We start from the raw sequence: 15,848 nt of genomic DNA, 5'->3' as shown, positions 1-15,848 counted from the left end.
CTCCAACAAAAACTGGCCCAACAAAATGCCGAGACGGGGCTCGGCAAAATACAAACTGGCATAAAACCACGTTCGTGATAAAGCTCGACACACTGTTGAGTTCTCAAAAGACACCCGCACACCATCCACAGCCGCGAAGCCGTATCCGGGGCTTTGTCTGCTCGTTCCAAGAAGGTTACCGTCGACCGGCAACTCTCCTACCGTACATGGTCCTGTTCGCGGGGTCAAGCCCTGCCAGGCCCACTCCCAGGAGGCTACACCTTGCGGTGCGGCCTTCTGGGGCGGCCGCCTCGATCCGCGGGCTGACTCTGGGCCGGAGGATCCCGTCCCGGTCTGTCGTGCTGCCCGCCGTGGCGACGAAGAGAAAGTTACACGGGCCCCTCACAGGGGTGTGAACCGGGGGTCCCCTTTCCGGGCCTCCGCAGGTCAGCGCAGGTGCAATCGGTCCGGCGGTGGGCGGAGGCGCTGCATCTGCGAGGCGCAGCTGCTCCCGGTCGGCTCCCGAGCCCGCCGGCTTGCCGGTGGGACGGACCGCCCGTACGACGACGCCGGGGCGCTGCCTCACAGCGCCCCGGCGTCGGTCGGGCTTCCTCGGTGCTCGAGCGGCTAGTGGCTGACCGCCTTCTCCGAGCCGGCACCGGTGAGCGAGCGGACCTCCATCTCGGCGAACTTGCCCTCCTCGATGGGCCGCCTGCCCCCGACGTACGTGCCGATGATGCCGAGCACGAACGACAGCGGGATGGACACCAGGCCGGGGTTGGCCAGCGGGAAGATGGAGAAGTCCACACCCTTGATCATCGAGCTGGCCCCGCCGGACACCGCGGGCGAGAAGATGATCAGCAGCACGCACGACGCCAGACCGCCGTAGATGCTCCAGAGCGCGCCGGTGGTGTTGAACTTCTTCCAGAACAGCGAGTAGAGGATTGTCGGCAGGTTCGCCGACGCCGCCACCGCGAAGGCCAGCGCCACCAGGAACGCGATGTTCTGGTTGCGGGCGAGGATGCCCGCGGCGATGGCGACGACGCCGATGATCACCGCGGTGAGGCGGGCCACGCGCACCTCGGCGTCGGGCTTCGTCTCACCCCGCTTGATGACGTTGGCGTACACGTCGTGGGCGAAGGACGCCGACGCCGTGATCGTCAGCCCGGCCACCACCGCGAGGATCGTGGCGAACGCGATCGCGGAGATGATGCCCAGCAGGATCTCGCCGCCCAGCTCGAACGCGAGCAGCGGGGCCGCCGAGTTCGTACCACCGGGAGCTGTGGCGATGCGCTGCGCACCACCCGGGACGATCGCCGCGGCGCCGTAGCCCAGGACCAGCGAGAACAGGTAGAAGATCCCGATCAGCCAGATCGCCCACACCACGGAGCGACGGGCCTCCTTGGACGTCGGCACGGTGTAGAAGCGCATCAGGATGTGCGGCAACCCCGCGGTGCCGAGCACCAGCGCCAGGCCGAGTGACAGGAAGTCGATCTTCGCAAGGTTGCTGGCCCCGTAGGCGAGGCCCGGGTTGAGCAGGTTGTCACCCAGCTCCTTCGTGACCCCGGCCGACGACGTCAGCGAGGGGTTCGCCTCGACCGCGGTGCCGAGCAGGGCGGAGAGGTTGAACCCGAACTTGCCCAGCACCCACACGGTGATGACGGCGGCGCCGATCATCAGCAGCGTCGCCTTGATGATCTGCACCCAGGTGGTGCCCTTCATCCCGCCCACGAGCACGTAGACGATCATCAGGATGCCGACGATGGCGATCACGATGCCCTGGCCCAGGGTGTTGCTGTTGGGGATCTGCAGCAGCAGCGCCACCAGCGCGCCGGCACCGGCCATCTGCGCCAGCAGGTAGAAGAACGACACCACCAACGTCGACGTCGCCGCCGCAGCCCGCACCGGACGCTGCCGCATCCGGAACGCCAGCACGTCCCCCATCGTGAACTTGCCCGTGTTCCGCAGCAGCTCCGCCACCAGCAGCAACGCCACCAGCCACGCCACCAGGAACCCGATCGAGTACAGGAACCCGTCGTAGCCGTTCACCGCGATCGCACCCGTGATCCCGAGGAACGACGCCGCCGACAGGTAGTCCCCCGCGATCGCCACACCGTTCTGCGGCCCGGTGAACGACCGCCCCGCCGCGTAGTAGTCCGACGCGGTCTTGTTGTTCCGGCTCGCGCGGAACACCACCACCAGCGTCACCACGACGAACGCGGCGAAGATGCTGATGTTGAGGAAGGGGCTGCCGACGCCCTCCGACGCCGGGGCCTGGGCGAGAACCGTCATGCTGCACCCTCGATCCGCTCGCGGAGCTTCTCGGCGGCCGGGTCGAGATGCTTGTTCGCGTACCGCACGTACACGGTGGTGATCACGAACGTCGTCACGAACTGCAGCAGGCCGATGACGAGCCCGACGTTGATGTTGCCCAGCACCTTGATCGCCATGAACGCCGGCGCGTACGAGGCCAGCAGCACGTAGGCCAGGTACCAGACGAGGAACGCCGCGCTCATCGGGAAGACGAACCGGCGCAACCTGGCCCGCAGGTCGGCGAACTCCGGGCTGGCTTGCACTTGCTCGTAAACGGTGCCTGTAGATCGCTCGCCTGTAGAGCTCACGGCGTCCTCTCCGTTCCGTTACCGTTCGCGCACCGCGTCCTCACCGTGCGCTCCGGGGTACAACGGGGCGAACGATAGTTGAGTCACACTCTCGGCTCGGAATACTCCACTCGGGTGATGGCGGGCGTCGTCGGAGCGTCGCGACGAAACCCCGTTCAGCGGCCCCGAGGACAGGACGAGTGGTCGACGAACGGTCGACGAGCGGCGGACCGTGGCCATTCCGTGACCGGCCCCTCACCTGATCGTGCACGGCCGGCCCGGCGTCGTCGCCTCTCACGTCATGGGCCGGTTGGCGCGTTCCTCGAGCCGATCCCGGCTCAGCCCCAGGCGCTCTGGGGCATGCAGCCGGAGCAGCACCTGGTCGACGTCGACGGGCCGCCGCTTCGCCGTTAGGCGGCTCACGACGATCATGGTGAGGAACGCGGCTGGCACGGTGACGATCGCCGGCCGGTAGAGCAGCACGCCCGCCCAGCCTGTTCCTCCGAGGCCGGCCAGGCTCACGGCCACCGCGCCCGCCGAGGCGATCCCGCCCACGAGCACCCCGGAGATCGCCCCGCGGTCGGTCAGGCCGCGCCACCACACACCGAGCACCAGCAGCGGGCAGAACGTCGATGCCGCGACGGCGAAGACGAGTGCGACGGCCTCGGAGAAGTCGAGCCGGGTGACGGTGAGCGACAGCGCCAGCGGCATCGCCCCGGCGATCACCGCGGCCAGCCGGAAGTCCCGGACGCGGCTGCTGCCGAGGATGTCGGTGGAGAGCACCCCCGCGATGCTGACGACCAGACCGGACGACGTGGACAGGAACGCGGCCCACGCACCTGCCGCGACCAGCCCGCCGAGCAGGGCCCCCGCCCAGCCGCTGCCCAGCACCGCCGACGGCAGCAGCAGGACCGCGGCGTCGGTGTTGCCGTTCACCAGCAGCTGCGGGGTGTACAGCCGCGACAGCGCCCCGAGCAGCGTGACGACGATGTAGAACCCGCCGAGCAGGGCCAGCACGAGGACGGCGGTGCGGCGCGCCGCGCGCCCGTCGGGGTTGGTGTAGAAGCGCACCAGGACGTGCGGCAGCCCCATCGTGCCGAGGAACAGCGCGATGATCAGCGAGTAGGTGCCGAGCAACGTGTGCTCGCGCCCGTCCGGGAACGGGGTCAGCCAGCCGGCGTCGGTGGCCGGGGCGCCGGCGACGACCGGCACGGCCGCTCCGCTCGGGAACACGAGCTCCGCTCCCGCGGCGACCCGGTGGGTGCCCGCCTCCCAGTGCACCGTGGAGTCGTCGCGCTGCACGCCGTCGACCTCGCCGGTGGCGGTGAAGGTGACCGGGAGCTCCACCTGGAGGAGCACGTCGGTGCGGATGTCGACGGTGGTGCGGTCGGGGAACTGCGGCGGTGCCGGCCGGTCGAAGCTGCGCTCGTCGCTCAGGAAGAAGATCAGCGCGATGATCGCGGGCAGCGCGAGCGCGGTGAGCTTGAGCCAGTACTGGAACGCCTGCACGAACGTGATCGACCGCATCCCACCGAGCGCCACGGTGGCCACGACGACGACGGCCGCCACCAGCACCCCGACCCAGGAGGGCAGGCCGGTGACCGTGGTGACGGTGAGCCCGGCGCCCTGCAGCTGGGGCAGCAGGTAGAGCCACCCGATGATGATCACGAAGACGGTGCAGACCTTGCGCAGCGCACCGGAGCGCAGGCGGGCCTCGGCGAAGTCGGGCACCGTGTAGGCGCCGGACCGGCGCAGCGGCGCCGACACGAACAACACGAGCGCCAGGTAACCGGCCGTGAACCCCACCGGGTACCAGAGCGCGTCCACCCCGTCGCGCAGGATCAGGCCGGCGATCCCCAGGAACGACGCCGCAGACAGGTACTCGCCCGAGATCGCGCCGGCGTTGGCGCCGGCGCCCACGGTGCGGGAGGCCACGAAGAAGTCCGACGTGCTGCGGGCCACCCGTACGCCGAGCGATCCGATGACGGCCGACGCCAGGGCCACGAGGCCCATGGCCACGAGCGCGATGAGACCGGCCGTCGTCACGGGACCACTATTCCAAGGCGGCGGCCTCGCGACCGCCTGCCCGAACGGAGGACCCCGTCACGGGGGGCGGCGTCACGGAGGGCGGCGTCACGCACGGCGGCCGAGCCGATCGGAGCTGAGCCCGAGGCGTTCGGGCGCGTGCAGGCGCAGCAGCGCGACGTCGACGTCCGGCGGGACGTCGGACCGGGTCAGCCTGCTCACCACGACCATCGTGAGGAAGGCGGCAGGCACGGTGACCGCGGCCGGCCGGTACAGCAGCACCCCGAGCCAGCCGGGGGGCAGCACCGCGAACATCGTGATCCCGACGGCCACGCCGGACAGTCCGCCGCCCACCAGCACGCCGGCGATCGCGCCTCGCGCCGTCAGCCCGCGCCACCAGATCCCGAGCACGAGCAGCGGGCAGAACGTCGACGCGGCCACCGCGAACACCAGCGGCACGGTCAGCGCGAAGTCCAGCCGCGTCACCGACAGCGCGAGGGCGAGCGGCACGACGGCGGACAGCAGGACAGCGAGTCGGAAGTCGTTCCAGCGCCCCCGCAGCACGTCGGTGAACAGCACCCCGGCCAGGCTCACCACCAGCCCCGACGACGTGGACAGGAACGCGGCGGCCGCCCCGGCCGCGACGAGCCCACCGAGCAACCACCCCGCCCAGCCCTGCCCGAGCGCCGCGGTGGGCACCAACAGGACGGCCGCGTCGGTCTGCCCGCTCACCAGCAACTGGGGCGTGTACAGCCGGGCGAACGCCCCGACGAGCGTCACCAGCAGGTAGAACGACCCGATCATCGCCAGGACGATCACGATGGTGCGGCGCGCGGCTCGCCCGTCCGGGTTCGTGTAGAAGCGCACGAGCACGTGCGGCAGACCCATCGTGCCCAGGAACCCGGCGACGAGGATGGAATAGATCTCGAGAAGCTGGTCGCTCGCGTCGCCCGCCATCGGCTCGAGCCAGTCGCCGTCGGTGGTCGGCGACCCCGCCACGGTCGGTACGGGCGTTCCGGCGGCGAACGTCAGGGTGCTCTCGGCGGCCACCTCGTGCCTGCCCGGCAGCCACGTCACCTGCCGGTCCTCCAGCCGCGTGCCGTCGACCTCCCCCGTCGCCTCCAACCGGACGGTGGCCTCGACCTCCAGCAGCACGTCCGTGCGCACGTCGACCGTCGTGTCGGCCGGGAACAGCGGAGGTGCGGGCCGGTCGAACGTCCTCGCGTCGGACAGGAACAGCCCGAGCACGACGAAGGCGGGCACCGCCATCGCGGTGAGCTTGAGCCAGTACTGGAACGCCTGCACGAACGTGATCGAGCGCATCCCCCCGCCGATGACGGTCAGCACCACGATCACGCCCGATGCCACGACGCCGCTCCAGGCCGGCAACGAGGTGAGCGTCGTGAGCGCGAGCCCCGCACCCTGCAGCTGCGGCAACAGGTACAACCATCCGATCACCAGCACGACGACGGTGCACACCCGGCGCAGCGCGATCGATCCCAGCCGCGCCTCGGCGAAGTCGGGCACCGTGTACGCGCCGGAGCGACGCAGCGGCGCGGCCACGAACAGCACGAGCGCGAGGTAGCCCGCCACGAACGCGACCGGATACCAGAGCGCGTCCGCGCCGTCGCGCAGGATCAGCCCGGCGATGCCGAGGAACGAAGCGGCCGACAGGTACTCGCCGGAGATGGCGCTCGCGTTCGCGATGGGCCGGACCGTGCGCGACGCGACCAGGAAGTCGGACGTGCTGCGCGCCATCCGGACGCCGTAGGAACCGATCACGGCCGACGCGACGCCGACGAGTGCGATGGCGATCAGCGCGACGAGCGCAGGCGTGGTCAACTCGCCGCGGCCCCCGGCCTCTAGTCCTGCACGTGGTCGGCGAAGCTCTGCTCGACGCGCTCGGCGGTGCGGGTGTGCCACAGACCGAGGCCGAACAGGAACGGGTAGACGAGCACGCCGAGCAGGAGCCACGGCAGGCGGATCCCGAGCACTTCGACGCGACCGATCTCGGGGAACATCGCGAACATCACCGGGAGCAGCCCGAGGGTGAGGCCCGCGCCCACGGCGAACCGCAGGGCGACGGCGAGCTGCGATCCGATGAGGTTGCTGCGGAGGAGCTCCCCGACGCCCGTGCCCTCCTGGATGTCGACCACGGTGCGGACCGGGCGGGCCACGCCCTTGCGCTCGGCGAGCACGACGCGCACCCGCTGGTTCCGCGGATCGGCGTCGGCGCCCTCCTGGCCGGGCGCGGCCACGGGATCGGCCGGTGCCCGCTGCTCCGGGACGTCCACGGTGCCGGGCGGCGAGGTGGTGACCAGCGGCTCGTGCGGCCGGCCTGAGGACGACGGCGTGGCGGCCGTGAAGAGCGGGTCGCCGGACAGCGGCCCGGCGGACCGCGGCGGCCGCGCGGCCTGCGGCGGGCCGGTCCGGGCGGGAGCGGCAGACGGGCGGTGGACCGGACCCGGCGGCGGGGTGGTGCCGGTCGCGGGTGGGACGGCGGGAGGAGCTTCGGCAGGGGGCGTCGAGACGGGCGCCGGGCCAGGTGACGGGCGCACGGCCGGAGCGGGTGCGGTCGCCTCCGTCGGGGAGGCCCCCGGGGCGGCCGTGGGCGCAGCGCCGTCGGACCGAGCCGGATCGGGGCGGGGTGCCGGCCGCCGGATCGCCGGGGTGGACGGCGGGCCGGCCGGGGGGCGCTGCCCATCCGCCGGGACGTCGGGGGCCGGGCCGTGCTCGGCCGGGCGCGGCGGCCGCGACCAGGCGACCGGCCGGCTCGGGCCGCCCACCGCGTCACGCTCGCGGCGGAGCAGCTCGCTGGGCTGCGACTGCAGGGGCGACTGCGGCGACCCGCCGACGGGCCCCGGTGCGGGCGCGCCCGGGCCGGGAGTGGCGACGGAATGCCGGGGCACGTAGCCCATGGAGCCTGCCGAGTCGACGGCCTCGCGCCGGGCGTGCCGCCCACCGGAGCCCGACCGGCCGCTCGCGATCCGACGCTGGATCTCCTCGCGCAGCCATGCCGAGCCGGTGTCGGTGCCCTGCTCCCCGTTGCGGGCCCCGCCCTGCTCCTGCTCCTGCTCCTCGGACTCGCAGTGCTCGGCGCCCTCGCCGCGGCGCCCCGGGCCGTCCTCCGGCTCGGGGGTCACCGACGGCGAAACGCCGTCGGTGAAGGTGGTCATCGCTGACTCCACGCCTGTTTCGTCGCGCGGACCAGGCGGTCCTTCAGCTCACGGGTGTGGCGGCGGCTGACGGGCAGCTCCGCGCAGTCGGGGCCGGTGCCGACCCGCACGACGTATCCCGATCCGGACAGCCGCAGCTCGGTGACCAGCGGCAGCGACACCAGGAACGACCGGTGGATCCGCACGAACCCGGCGTCGCGCCAGCGGTCCTCGAGGACCGACAGCGGGATGCGCACGAGGTGACTGCCCTCGTGGGTGTGCAGGCGCGCGTAGTCGCCCTGGGCCTCCACGTACCGGACGGCCGAGCGGGGCACCAGCTTGGTGGTGCCGGCGAGCTCGACCGGGATGACCTCGTCCTCGCTGCCCTCCTCGCGCACGGGCTCGGTGACGCCCGCCGCCCGGTTGGCCAGGATGCGGTCGATGGAAGCGGCCAGGCGCTCCGCCCGCAGTGGTTTGAGGAGGTAGTCCACGGCGCCGACCTCGTACGCGTCGACGGCGCGGTCGTCGTGGGCGGTGACGAACACCACCGACGGCGGCACCGCCATCGACGAGAACACCCTCGCGAGCTCCAGGCCGTCCAGCCCCGGCATCCGGATGTCGAGGAACACGACCTCGACATCCGTGCGCTCGGCGACGCGTGTGCCGGTGGCCGCGTTGGTGATCCCACGCGCGGGTTGCCCCGCGGTGGCCGCCTCCCGGACCCCCTGCCTGCCGTTGAGCACGCGCAGCGCGTCCGTCGCGTTGGACGCCTTCAGCACGATCCCGACCCGGGAGTCCTCGCTCAGCAGGTAGGCCAGTTCTTCGAGAGCCGGCTCCTCGTCGTCCACCGCGAGGACGACCAGGCCTCCGGAGCTGTCGTTGCTGTCCACGATCTCCTCATCCTGCGTGTCCGGGGCTCGCGCCGGGCCGGGACGATCAAGCCCTGGCTCCGTCGACCATGGTGACGGTGAATCCGTGTGAGTGCCAGAGGACAGCACCAATCGGATTCGCCCGATCACAGCCCGCTACAAACCGTACCTCGCCCACGTCGCCCGGATCTCGGCCGCCTGGGCCACCCCCAGCAACGCGTCGATGCTGATCACGCCACCCGCTGCGGGTGCGCCGGCCAACCCGAGCCGGGCGAGCAGTGGCTTGCGGCCCTCCATCGGCACCAGCTCGGCGTCGGGGAAGCGCTCGGCGAGGACGCCCCGCGCGGTGCCCAACCCGTCGACCAGGCCGAGCTCGACGGCCCGCACCCCGGTCCACACCTCGCCGGTGAACAGGCCGTCGGTGCTCTTCAGGCGCTCGCCGCGGCGGTCGGTGACCCACTGCCGGAACATCTCGTGGAGCTGTTCCTGCAGGTCGCGCAGCCAGTCGACGTCCTCGGCCTTCTCCGGCAGGAACGGGTCGAGCCGGGACTTGGACTCGCCCGCGGTGTAGAGCCTGCGCTGCACCCCGAACCGCTCGATCAGCCCGTCCAGGCCGAAGCCCGCGCTGATCACGCCGATCGACCCGACGAGCGACGTGGGATGGGCGTAGATCTCGTCGGCCGCACACGCCAACCAGTACCCGCCCGACGCCGCGACGTCCTCGCAGAAGGCCAGTACGGGGACGTTCTTCTCCGCCGCGAGCCCGCGGATCCGGTCGGCCACCAGCGCCGACTGCGTGGGCGACCCCCCGGGCGAGTTGATCTGCAGCGCGACCGCGGCCAGCCGCTCCGACGCGAAGGCCCGTCCGAGCGTCTTCTCGAGCGCGGCCGCGTTGATCACCGAACGGGGCACCGGACCGGTGGTCGCGGTGATCACTCCGTGCAGCCGGACCATGGAGACCACCGGACGGTCGCTGCGCTCGCCGAGTTTGCCCGGGAGACGGGCCGCGAGCCGGTCGGGGATGCGGAGCGTTTCCATGCCGCCACGCTACGCGGACCGGCCCGTCGAGGCCGGACCCGCGAGCCCGGCGATCAGCGCGAGCCGGGCGTCAGAAGCGGGCGACTCGCGCGTCGGAAACGGGCGACTCGCGCGTCGGGAACGGGCGACTCACGCGTCGGGAACGGGCGACTCACCTGTCAGGAACGGGCGACTCGCGGATGCTGCCGGCGAGTCGCCCGAACTGAACAGGTGAGTCGCCCGAACTAGGCAGGTGAGTCGCCCGAACTGGGCAGGTGAGTCGCCCGAATTGGGCACGCGAGTGCGCTGGTCAGGCTCGGATGCCCGCCCGGAACTTCGGGACGCGCAGGGTGATCTTCATGCCGGCGCCGGGGGCGGTGTCGACGATCAGGCCGAAGTCGTCGCCGAACGTGGAGCGCATGCGGTCGTCGACGTTGCCGAGGCCGACGTGCGCGCCGGACTGGTGGGCGTCGTCGAGGTCGTCGGTGAGCCGGGCCGGGTCCATCCCGATGCCGTCGTCCTCCACGATGATCACGCACTCGGCGCCGGCGTTCTCGGCCGTGATGGTGATCGTGCCGCCGTTGGGCTTGCTGGCCAGCCCGTGCCGCACGGCGTTCTCGACGAGCGGCTGCAGCGCGAGGAACGGCAGCACCACCGACAGCACCTCGGGCGCGATCTGCAGCTTGATGTTGAGCCGGTTGCCGAAGCGCGCCTTCTCCAGCCGCACGTACCGCTCGATGTTGTTCAGCTCGTCCTGCAGCGTCGTGTACTCGCCCGCGGTGCGGAACGAGTAGCGCGTGAAGTCGGCGAACTCGATGAGCAGCTCGCGCGCCCGCACCGGGTCGGTACGGATGAACGACGCGATCGTGGTGAGCGCGTTGTAGACGAAGTGCGGCGAGATCTGCGCCCGCAGCGCGCGCACCTCGGCCCGGTTGAGCCGCGCGCGCGACTCGTCCAGCTCGGCGAGCTCCAGCTGGCTGGACACGTAGCGGGCGACCTCGGCGGTGGCCCGCAGCAGTACCGGGCCTGCCGTCGAGGTGGTGAGCGCGGCGAGCGTGCCGACGATCGCACCCTCGGTCTCCAGCGGGACGACGACGATCCCGCGCACCACGCAGTCGGGCCGATCGCAGGTGATCGCGGTGTGCGAGAGCACCTGCTGGCGGCCGGTGGAGATCACCTGGTCGGCGAGCTGCCGGACGTCGGGCTCGTGCTGGTCGGACTCGCCGTCCCAGGCCAGCGTGTTGCCGCGGTTGTCGGTCATCGCCAGTGCGCAGGTGTCGAGCAGCTGCCGGAGGTAGGGCAGCGCGAACGACGCCGAGTTGCGCGAGAGCCCCTCGCGCAGCGACGGCGCGGCCAGCGCCACCGTGTGCAGGGTGGCGAACGTGGCGCGTTCGAGCGGCGTGGCGAACGTGTTGCGCCGGTTGCGCAGGATGAGCACCACGACGAGCACGATCATCGCGACGATGACTCCGGCGGCGACGAGCAGCGCCGTCGAGGAACCGAGCACGTCCGACACGACACCTACCTCACCAGACGGGAAAGCCTCCGGTCGGCGAGGGGCTTGCCGCCGGTCTGGCAGCCGGGACAGTACTGGAACGACTTGCTCGCGAACGACACCTCCCGCACGGTGTCGCCGCAGACCGGGCAGGGGAGCCCGGTGCGGGCGTGCACGCGCAGCCCCGACCGCTTCTCGCCCTTCAGCTGTGCCGCGCCCTGCCCGACGGACCGCTCGACGGCGTCGGTGAGGACGGACCGCAGCGCGGCGTACAGGTCGTCGACCTGTTCGGGTTTGAGCCGCCCCGCCGCCGCGTACGGCGAGAGCCGGGCGATGTGCAGGATCTCGTCGCTGTAGGCGTTGCCGACGCCCGCCAGCACCTGCTGCTCGACGAGCAGCGTCTTGATCCGCTCGGTGCGGCCGGCGAGCAGCTCCGCGAACTCGTCGCGTGACAGCGCCAGCGCGTCGGGCCCGAGCCGGGCGATGCCGGGCACCTCCTGCGGGTCGCGCACGAGGTACACCGACAGGCGCTTCTGCGTGCCGGCCTCGGTGAGGTCGAAGCCGGGCCCGCCGACGGCGTCGAGGTGCACCCGGAGCGCGAGCGGCCCACGGCCCGGCTTGGGCGGGGCCGCGGCGGCGGTGTCGTGCCAGCGCAGCCAGCCCGCGCGGGAGAGGTGCGTGATGAGGTGCAGCGGCTCGTCGGGCCGGTCGGCGAACTCGACGGCGAGGAACTTGCCGTGGCGCGCGGCCCCGGTGACGACCCGCCCGACGAGCGCGGACACCGGCGGATCGAAGGTCTTGACGACGCTCATCCCGGCGACGTCGACCCGCGCGACCGGCCGGTATACGGCGTGCTCGCGCAGGTGGTGGGCCAGCGCCTCGACCTCGGGGAGCTCGGGCATCGACCTAGTTCACCGGTTGGAGGGGGCTGTCGGCGTGGCCAGGGGTGCCCTGGGTGCGGAGCCTGCGCACGACGATGCGCAGCTCTTCCTTGGCCTTCGACCCGCCGCGCACCATCCCGGTCCACCGCTCGGCGGGCAGGTCGTAGCTGCCCGCGGTCTCGGCGACGACGGTCCACGGCCGTCGCAGGTACCAGCGGACCGGGAAGAAGAGCACGACGAGCAGGGCGACCACCCAGAGGAAGTCCGGGATGTGCACCTGCGCGGGCTTCCAGACGAAGAGGATCACCCAGAAGACGAAGAGGGCGGAGAGCACGAACACCGCGGCGCCGCGGCCACCGTCGACGTCGTGCTCGAAGTCGTCACCCGTGGCCGGTGGGGACCACTCGATGTTGCGGCGCACCGACCAGGTGCGTCCGTCCACACCGACGACCGTCTTCGATGCCATTCATCCCCGCCGTGGTGAGTCGGGACCGTGGTCGCTCCACTTTCCCACATCCGGCACCCCCCGTGGACGATCCGCACGCCGTCGTCACCAGCTCAGGGGCAGCCGGGTGATGCCGTTGATGAAGTTCGAGACCAGCCGCCGAGGCTCGTCGTCGAGCTCGACCGGCGGGAGCCGCAGGAACTCGGTGAAGAACTCCCGCATCTGCAGCCGGGCGAAGGCCGCCCCGAGGCACAGGTGCGGGCCCTGGCCGAAGGCGAGATGGTCGTTGGGCTCTCGGGTGACGTCGAAGCGGAACGGGTCGGGGAACTTCCGCTCGTCGTAGTGGGCCGACACGTGGTAGACGACGACCTTGTCGCCCTCGGCGATCCGCCTGCCCGCGAGCTCGACGTCGCGGGCCGCGGTCCGCCGGAACGTCAGCACGGGCGGGTGCACCCGCAGCATCTCCTCGATCGCCGACGGCAGCAACGCGGGATCGGCCCGCAGCCGCCGGTACGCGTCCGGGTTCTGCACCAGCGCGAGCACGCCGCCGGGCAGTGCGCTGCGCACGGTGTCGTTGCCGGCGATGACCAGCAGGAAGAAGAACATCTTCAGCTCGGCGTCGGTGAGCCGCTCGCCGTCGACCTCGGCCTGGACCAGCGCGGTCATGACGTCGTCGGCGGGCTCCCGGCGCTTGCGCTCGGCCAGCTCCTCGGCGTAGCCGAACATGTCGGCGAGCATCGCGGGCGAGCGCGGGTTCACCGGTCGGCCCTCGGCGTCGGTGACCACCTGTCCGTGCTCCGGGTCCTGGTAGCCGATCACCCGGTTCGTCCACTCCAGCAGCAGCGCGCGGTCGGCCGCCGGAACGCCGAGCAGGTCGGCGAGGTTCTGCAGTGGGAGGTCGTCGGTGACGTCGCGGGGCAGGTCGCAGTGCCCCTGCGCGGCGGCCGCGCGCAGCAGCGTGGCCGCGCGCCCGCGGATCTCCCCGGCGAAACGTTCCAGTCTCCGGCGGGTGAACGCACCGGTCACGAGCGTGCGCAGCCGTACCTGCTCGGGAGGGTCCATGTTGAGGATCATCCGGCGGATGAACGGGAGGTCCGCCGGGTCGGGGTCGCGAATCTGGGTGGCGCCGAGCGAGGACGAGAAGTCGGCAGGCGAGCGCAGCACGTGCCGAACGTCGGCGTAGCGGGTGACGGCCCAGAACCCCGGCCCGGCGGGCCAGATGCCCACCTCGGGCTCGTCCTGCCGGCTGACCGGATCGGAGTCGCGCAGCAGGCGCAGGTCGTCGTGGGGCACGCCGCGGCCGAAGGTGCGGGGATCGAAGACGTCAACCACGCGCATTGCCTACCGTCCCTGGCGCGGGCCGTCGAGAAACGGGGTGAGGCCGGATCAGGACGGCACTAGCGTCCCGCCGGTGCCGGAGCAGTTCGTCCCCGCTCGACAGCTGTCCGCTGCCTTCTACGCCGAGGTGGTGCGCCCGGTCCTCGGCAGCCGGCCGCACGAGGCCGCGCTGCTGGGCTGGGACTCGGACGTGCTCGGCTACGACACCGAGCGGTCCACCGACCACGGCTGGGGCCCGCGGCTGCTGGTGTTCGTGTCCGACGACGACGCGGCAGCTCAGGTCCTCGCCGACCTGGACGAACGGCTCCCTGACCGGTTCCGCGGCCACCGCGTGCGGCTCGGCTGGGACGATGTCGCGGCCAACCATCACGTCACGGTGACGACATTGCGCGGCTGGCTGCTCGAGCAGCTCGGCATCGACCCCACGGACGGCATGACCGTCCTCGACTGGCTGGTCACGCCACAGCAACGGCTGCTCGGCGTGGTGGCCGGGGCCGTCCACGCCGACCCGGCCGGGCGGCTCGCCGCGGTCCGCCGGAGCCTGGCCTGGTACCCCGACCAGTTGACGGCGGGCCGCCTCGTCCGCGACGTCATGCGCCTCGCGCTGCTGCTCGGGCGCCACTATGCGCCGTACCAGAAGTGGCTGGGGACGACCTTCGCCCGCAGCGGCCACCCCGACGACCTACCCGGGCACCTGGCCCGCGCGGTGCACGCCCGCGACGTCCGGGACCGCGAGTCGGCGCTGGCCGACGCCTAGGCGGCCGTGGCCCGGCGGCACAACGACGCCGGCCTCACTGCGCCGGTCGACCCGGCCGTGGGCGACTACCACCGGCGCCCGGCGCGGGTCCTGATGGCGGACCGGTTCACCGAGGCGTGCCTGGAGGGCGTCACCGACCCGGTGCTGCGGGCGCTGCCCCTCGTCGGCGCGATCGACCAGGTCGTGGACACCGCCGACGTGCTGTCGGCGCCCCGGCAGTACCGCAGGCTGGCCGGCCTGTACGCCGTGTCCGGCGCCCGTTAGTCGTCCGCCCAGAGGTCCAGGGCGGGGGTGAGCAGGCCCTCGTGCGCCAGCAGCCACTCCTTCACCGCCCGGCCGCCGCCGAAGCCACCGAGCCCGTCGGCGGCCAGCACCCGGTGGCAGGGCACCACGACCGGCAGCGGGTTGGAGCCCATGATCGAGCCCACTCCCCTGGCCGCGGTGTGCGCCCCGCCCAGTCCGCTGCGGGCCGCCAGCCGGCCGTAGGTCACGCCGGCGCCGAACGGGACGGTCTCGAACAGCGTCTGCAGCACCCGCCGCTGCGAGCCCGCGGTGAGGCGCCAGTCCAGGGGCAGGTCGAACGTCCGGCGGGCCCCGGTCAGGTACGCGCCGAGCTGCTCGACGGCGGCGGCGGTGCCGGCGCTGTCCTCCACGAGCGGCTCGCCGAGCCGGTCGGCGGCGCGCCGGGCCGCCTCCGGAGCGTTCCCGAAGGCCACGAGGGCGAGTCCGTCGGCGGTGACGCCGACGGTGAGCGCGCCGATCGGACGGGGCGCCGGGAGCACGGTGCAGGCGAGAGCCATCCGCACAGTGTGGCGTGCGAGCCCAACTGTTAGTCGCTAACATGTGTTACTGACTAACATTTGAAGGTTCGCATGTCCGGTTCATCCGTCCTCGTGGTCGGTGCAGGGCCGACCGGCCTCGCGCTCGCGTGCGGCCTGCTCGCCCACGGCGTACCCGTCCGGGTCGTCGACGCCGCGGCGGGCCCGTCCGCCACGTCCCGCGCCCTCGGCCCGCGGCGTCGAGGTCCTGGACCGGCTCGGCGCGCTCGGCGACCTGCCCGCGCGGAGCCTCCCGATCCACCGGATCGCCGTGCACGTCGGCGGGCGCGAGCTCGGCGGGCTCGAAGTCGGGCGGCCCACCCCGCTCGTCCGCCGTCCCGGGCTGCTCGTATCGCAGGCGGAGGTCGAGGCCGAGCTGCGGCGGCGGCTGCAGGACCTCGGCGCCGCGGTCGAGTGGGGCCGCGCGGTCACCGAGGTCACCGCGGCGGGCGGCGGCGTGCGGGGCCGG

General features: G+C 72.3%; 16 protein-coding genes. 3 read left to right on the top strand and 13 right to left on the bottom strand.

Annotated features, from left to right (window positions below):
• The 12 genes from KME75_RS32385 to KME75_RS32330 all read right to left on the bottom strand — a co-directional run.
• Positions 1-192: hypothetical protein (locus KME75_RS32385; protein WP_219418749.1), on the bottom strand; the 192-nt coding region annotated here is incomplete at its 3' end.
• Positions 193-606: 414 nt separating this feature from the next.
• Positions 607-2,271, bottom strand: a complete 1,665-nt coding sequence (locus tag KME75_RS32380) for a monocarboxylic acid transporter (protein WP_219418748.1) — start codon at positions 2,269-2,271, stop codon at positions 607-609.
• Positions 2,268-2,600: a DUF485 domain-containing protein gene (locus KME75_RS32375; protein ID WP_219418747.1), complete on the bottom strand. Its 333-nt coding sequence runs from the start codon at positions 2,598-2,600 to the stop codon at positions 2,268-2,270. Before KME75_RS32375 ends, KME75_RS32380 begins: the two co-directional genes overlap by 4 nt.
• A gap of 273 nt (positions 2,601-2,873) precedes the next feature.
• A complete protein-coding gene (locus KME75_RS32370; protein ID WP_246633274.1) occupies positions 2,874-4,592 on the bottom strand; it encodes a sodium/solute symporter in 1,719 nt (572 codons plus the stop codon).
• 120 nt (positions 4,593-4,712) lie between these two features.
• Complete coding sequence (locus KME75_RS32365; RefSeq protein ID WP_219418745.1) at positions 4,713-6,446, bottom strand: sodium/solute symporter; 1,734 nt, start codon at positions 6,444-6,446, stop codon at positions 4,713-4,715.
• Between the two features lie 20 nt (positions 6,447-6,466).
• Positions 6,467-7,780, bottom strand: coding sequence for a hypothetical protein (locus KME75_RS32360; protein ID WP_219418744.1), 1,314 nt, complete (start codon positions 7,778-7,780; stop codon positions 6,467-6,469).
• On the bottom strand, positions 7,777-8,649 hold the full coding sequence (locus KME75_RS32355) for a LytR/AlgR family response regulator transcription factor (protein WP_219418743.1): 873 nt from the start codon (positions 8,647-8,649) through the stop codon (positions 7,777-7,779). Before KME75_RS32355 ends, KME75_RS32360 begins: the two co-directional genes overlap by 4 nt.
• 135 nt (positions 8,650-8,784) lie before the next feature.
• A complete protein-coding gene (locus KME75_RS32350) occupies positions 8,785-9,666 on the bottom strand; it encodes a S49 family peptidase (RefSeq protein ID WP_219418742.1) in 882 nt (293 codons plus the stop codon).
• A 289-nt stretch (positions 9,667-9,955) separates the two neighbouring features.
• Positions 9,956-11,161 carry a sensor histidine kinase gene (locus tag KME75_RS32345; protein WP_219418741.1) on the bottom strand — a complete coding sequence of 402 codons (1,206 nt, stop codon included), beginning with the start codon at positions 11,159-11,161 and terminating at the stop codon, positions 9,956-9,958.
• Positions 11,162-11,166: 5 nt separating this feature from the next.
• A complete protein-coding gene (locus KME75_RS32340) occupies positions 11,167-12,042 on the bottom strand; it encodes an Fpg/Nei family DNA glycosylase (RefSeq protein ID WP_219418740.1) in 876 nt (291 codons plus the stop codon).
• 4 nt (positions 12,043-12,046) lie between these two features.
• Positions 12,047-12,463 carry a hypothetical protein gene (locus KME75_RS32335; RefSeq protein WP_308283285.1) on the bottom strand — a complete coding sequence of 139 codons (417 nt, stop codon included), beginning with the start codon at positions 12,461-12,463 and terminating at the stop codon, positions 12,047-12,049.
• A gap of 108 nt (positions 12,464-12,571) precedes the next feature.
• Positions 12,572-13,804, bottom strand: a complete 1,233-nt coding sequence (locus tag KME75_RS32330; protein ID WP_219418738.1) for a cytochrome P450 — start codon at positions 13,802-13,804, stop codon at positions 12,572-12,574.
• A gap of 73 nt (positions 13,805-13,877) precedes the next feature.
• On the opposite strand from KME75_RS32330, the gene KME75_RS46250 reads away from it, so the two are divergent.
• Together KME75_RS46250 and KME75_RS32320 are read left to right on the top strand one after the other, a co-directional pair.
• The gene (locus tag KME75_RS46250) at positions 13,878-14,561 is read left to right on the top strand and encodes a DUF4037 domain-containing protein (protein WP_219418737.1); all 684 of its coding nucleotides are present in this window, start codon (positions 13,878-13,880) and stop codon (positions 14,559-14,561) included.
• A 6-nt stretch (positions 14,562-14,567) separates the two neighbouring features.
• Positions 14,568-14,825, top strand: a complete 258-nt coding sequence (locus KME75_RS32320) for a hypothetical protein (RefSeq protein ID WP_219418736.1) — start codon at positions 14,568-14,570, stop codon at positions 14,823-14,825.
• Here KME75_RS32320 and KME75_RS32315 read toward each other — a convergent pair.
• The gene (locus KME75_RS32315; protein WP_219418735.1) at positions 14,822-15,361 is read right to left on the bottom strand and encodes a methylated-DNA--[protein]-cysteine S-methyltransferase; all 540 of its coding nucleotides are present in this window, start codon (positions 15,359-15,361) and stop codon (positions 14,822-14,824) included. The genes KME75_RS32320 and KME75_RS32315 overlap by 4 nt on opposite strands.
• 72 nt (positions 15,362-15,433) lie before the next feature.
• Here KME75_RS32315 and KME75_RS32310 point away from each other — a divergent pair.
• Positions 15,434-15,848, top strand: a 415-nt coding sequence (locus tag KME75_RS32310; RefSeq protein ID WP_219418734.1) for an FAD-dependent monooxygenase, incomplete at its 3' end; no start/stop codon positions are given.

It is taken from the genome of Pseudonocardia nigra (genome assembly GCF_019396355.1).
Taxonomy (GTDB): domain Bacteria; phylum Actinomycetota; class Actinomycetes; order Mycobacteriales; family Pseudonocardiaceae; genus Pseudonocardia; species Pseudonocardia nigra.
This window is presented reverse-complemented; position numbering and strand designations above follow the sequence as displayed.

Coding starts and splice junctions, on each gene's coding strand:
- KME75_RS32330 (WP_219418738.1), bottom strand. CDS start 13,804: ATGCGCGTGGTTGACGTCTTCGATCCCCGCACCTTCGGCCGCGGCGTG.
- KME75_RS32315 (WP_219418735.1), bottom strand. CDS start 15,361: ATGGCTCTCGCCTGCACCGTGCTCCCGGCGCCCCGTCCGATCGGCGCG.
- KME75_RS32380 (WP_219418748.1), bottom strand. CDS start 2,271: ATGACGGTTCTCGCCCAGGCCCCGGCGTCGGAGGGCGTCGGCAGCCCC.
- KME75_RS32370 (WP_246633274.1), bottom strand. CDS start 4,592: ATGGGCCTCGTGGCCCTGGCGTCGGCCGTCATCGGATCGCTCGGCGTA.
- KME75_RS32360 (WP_219418744.1), bottom strand. CDS start 7,780: ATGACCACCTTCACCGACGGCGTTTCGCCGTCGGTGACCCCCGAGCCG.
- KME75_RS32340 (WP_219418740.1), bottom strand. CDS start 12,042: ATGCCCGAGCTCCCCGAGGTCGAGGCGCTGGCCCACCACCTGCGCGAG.
- KME75_RS32350 (WP_219418742.1), bottom strand. CDS start 9,666: ATGGAAACGCTCCGCATCCCCGACCGGCTCGCGGCCCGTCTCCCGGGC.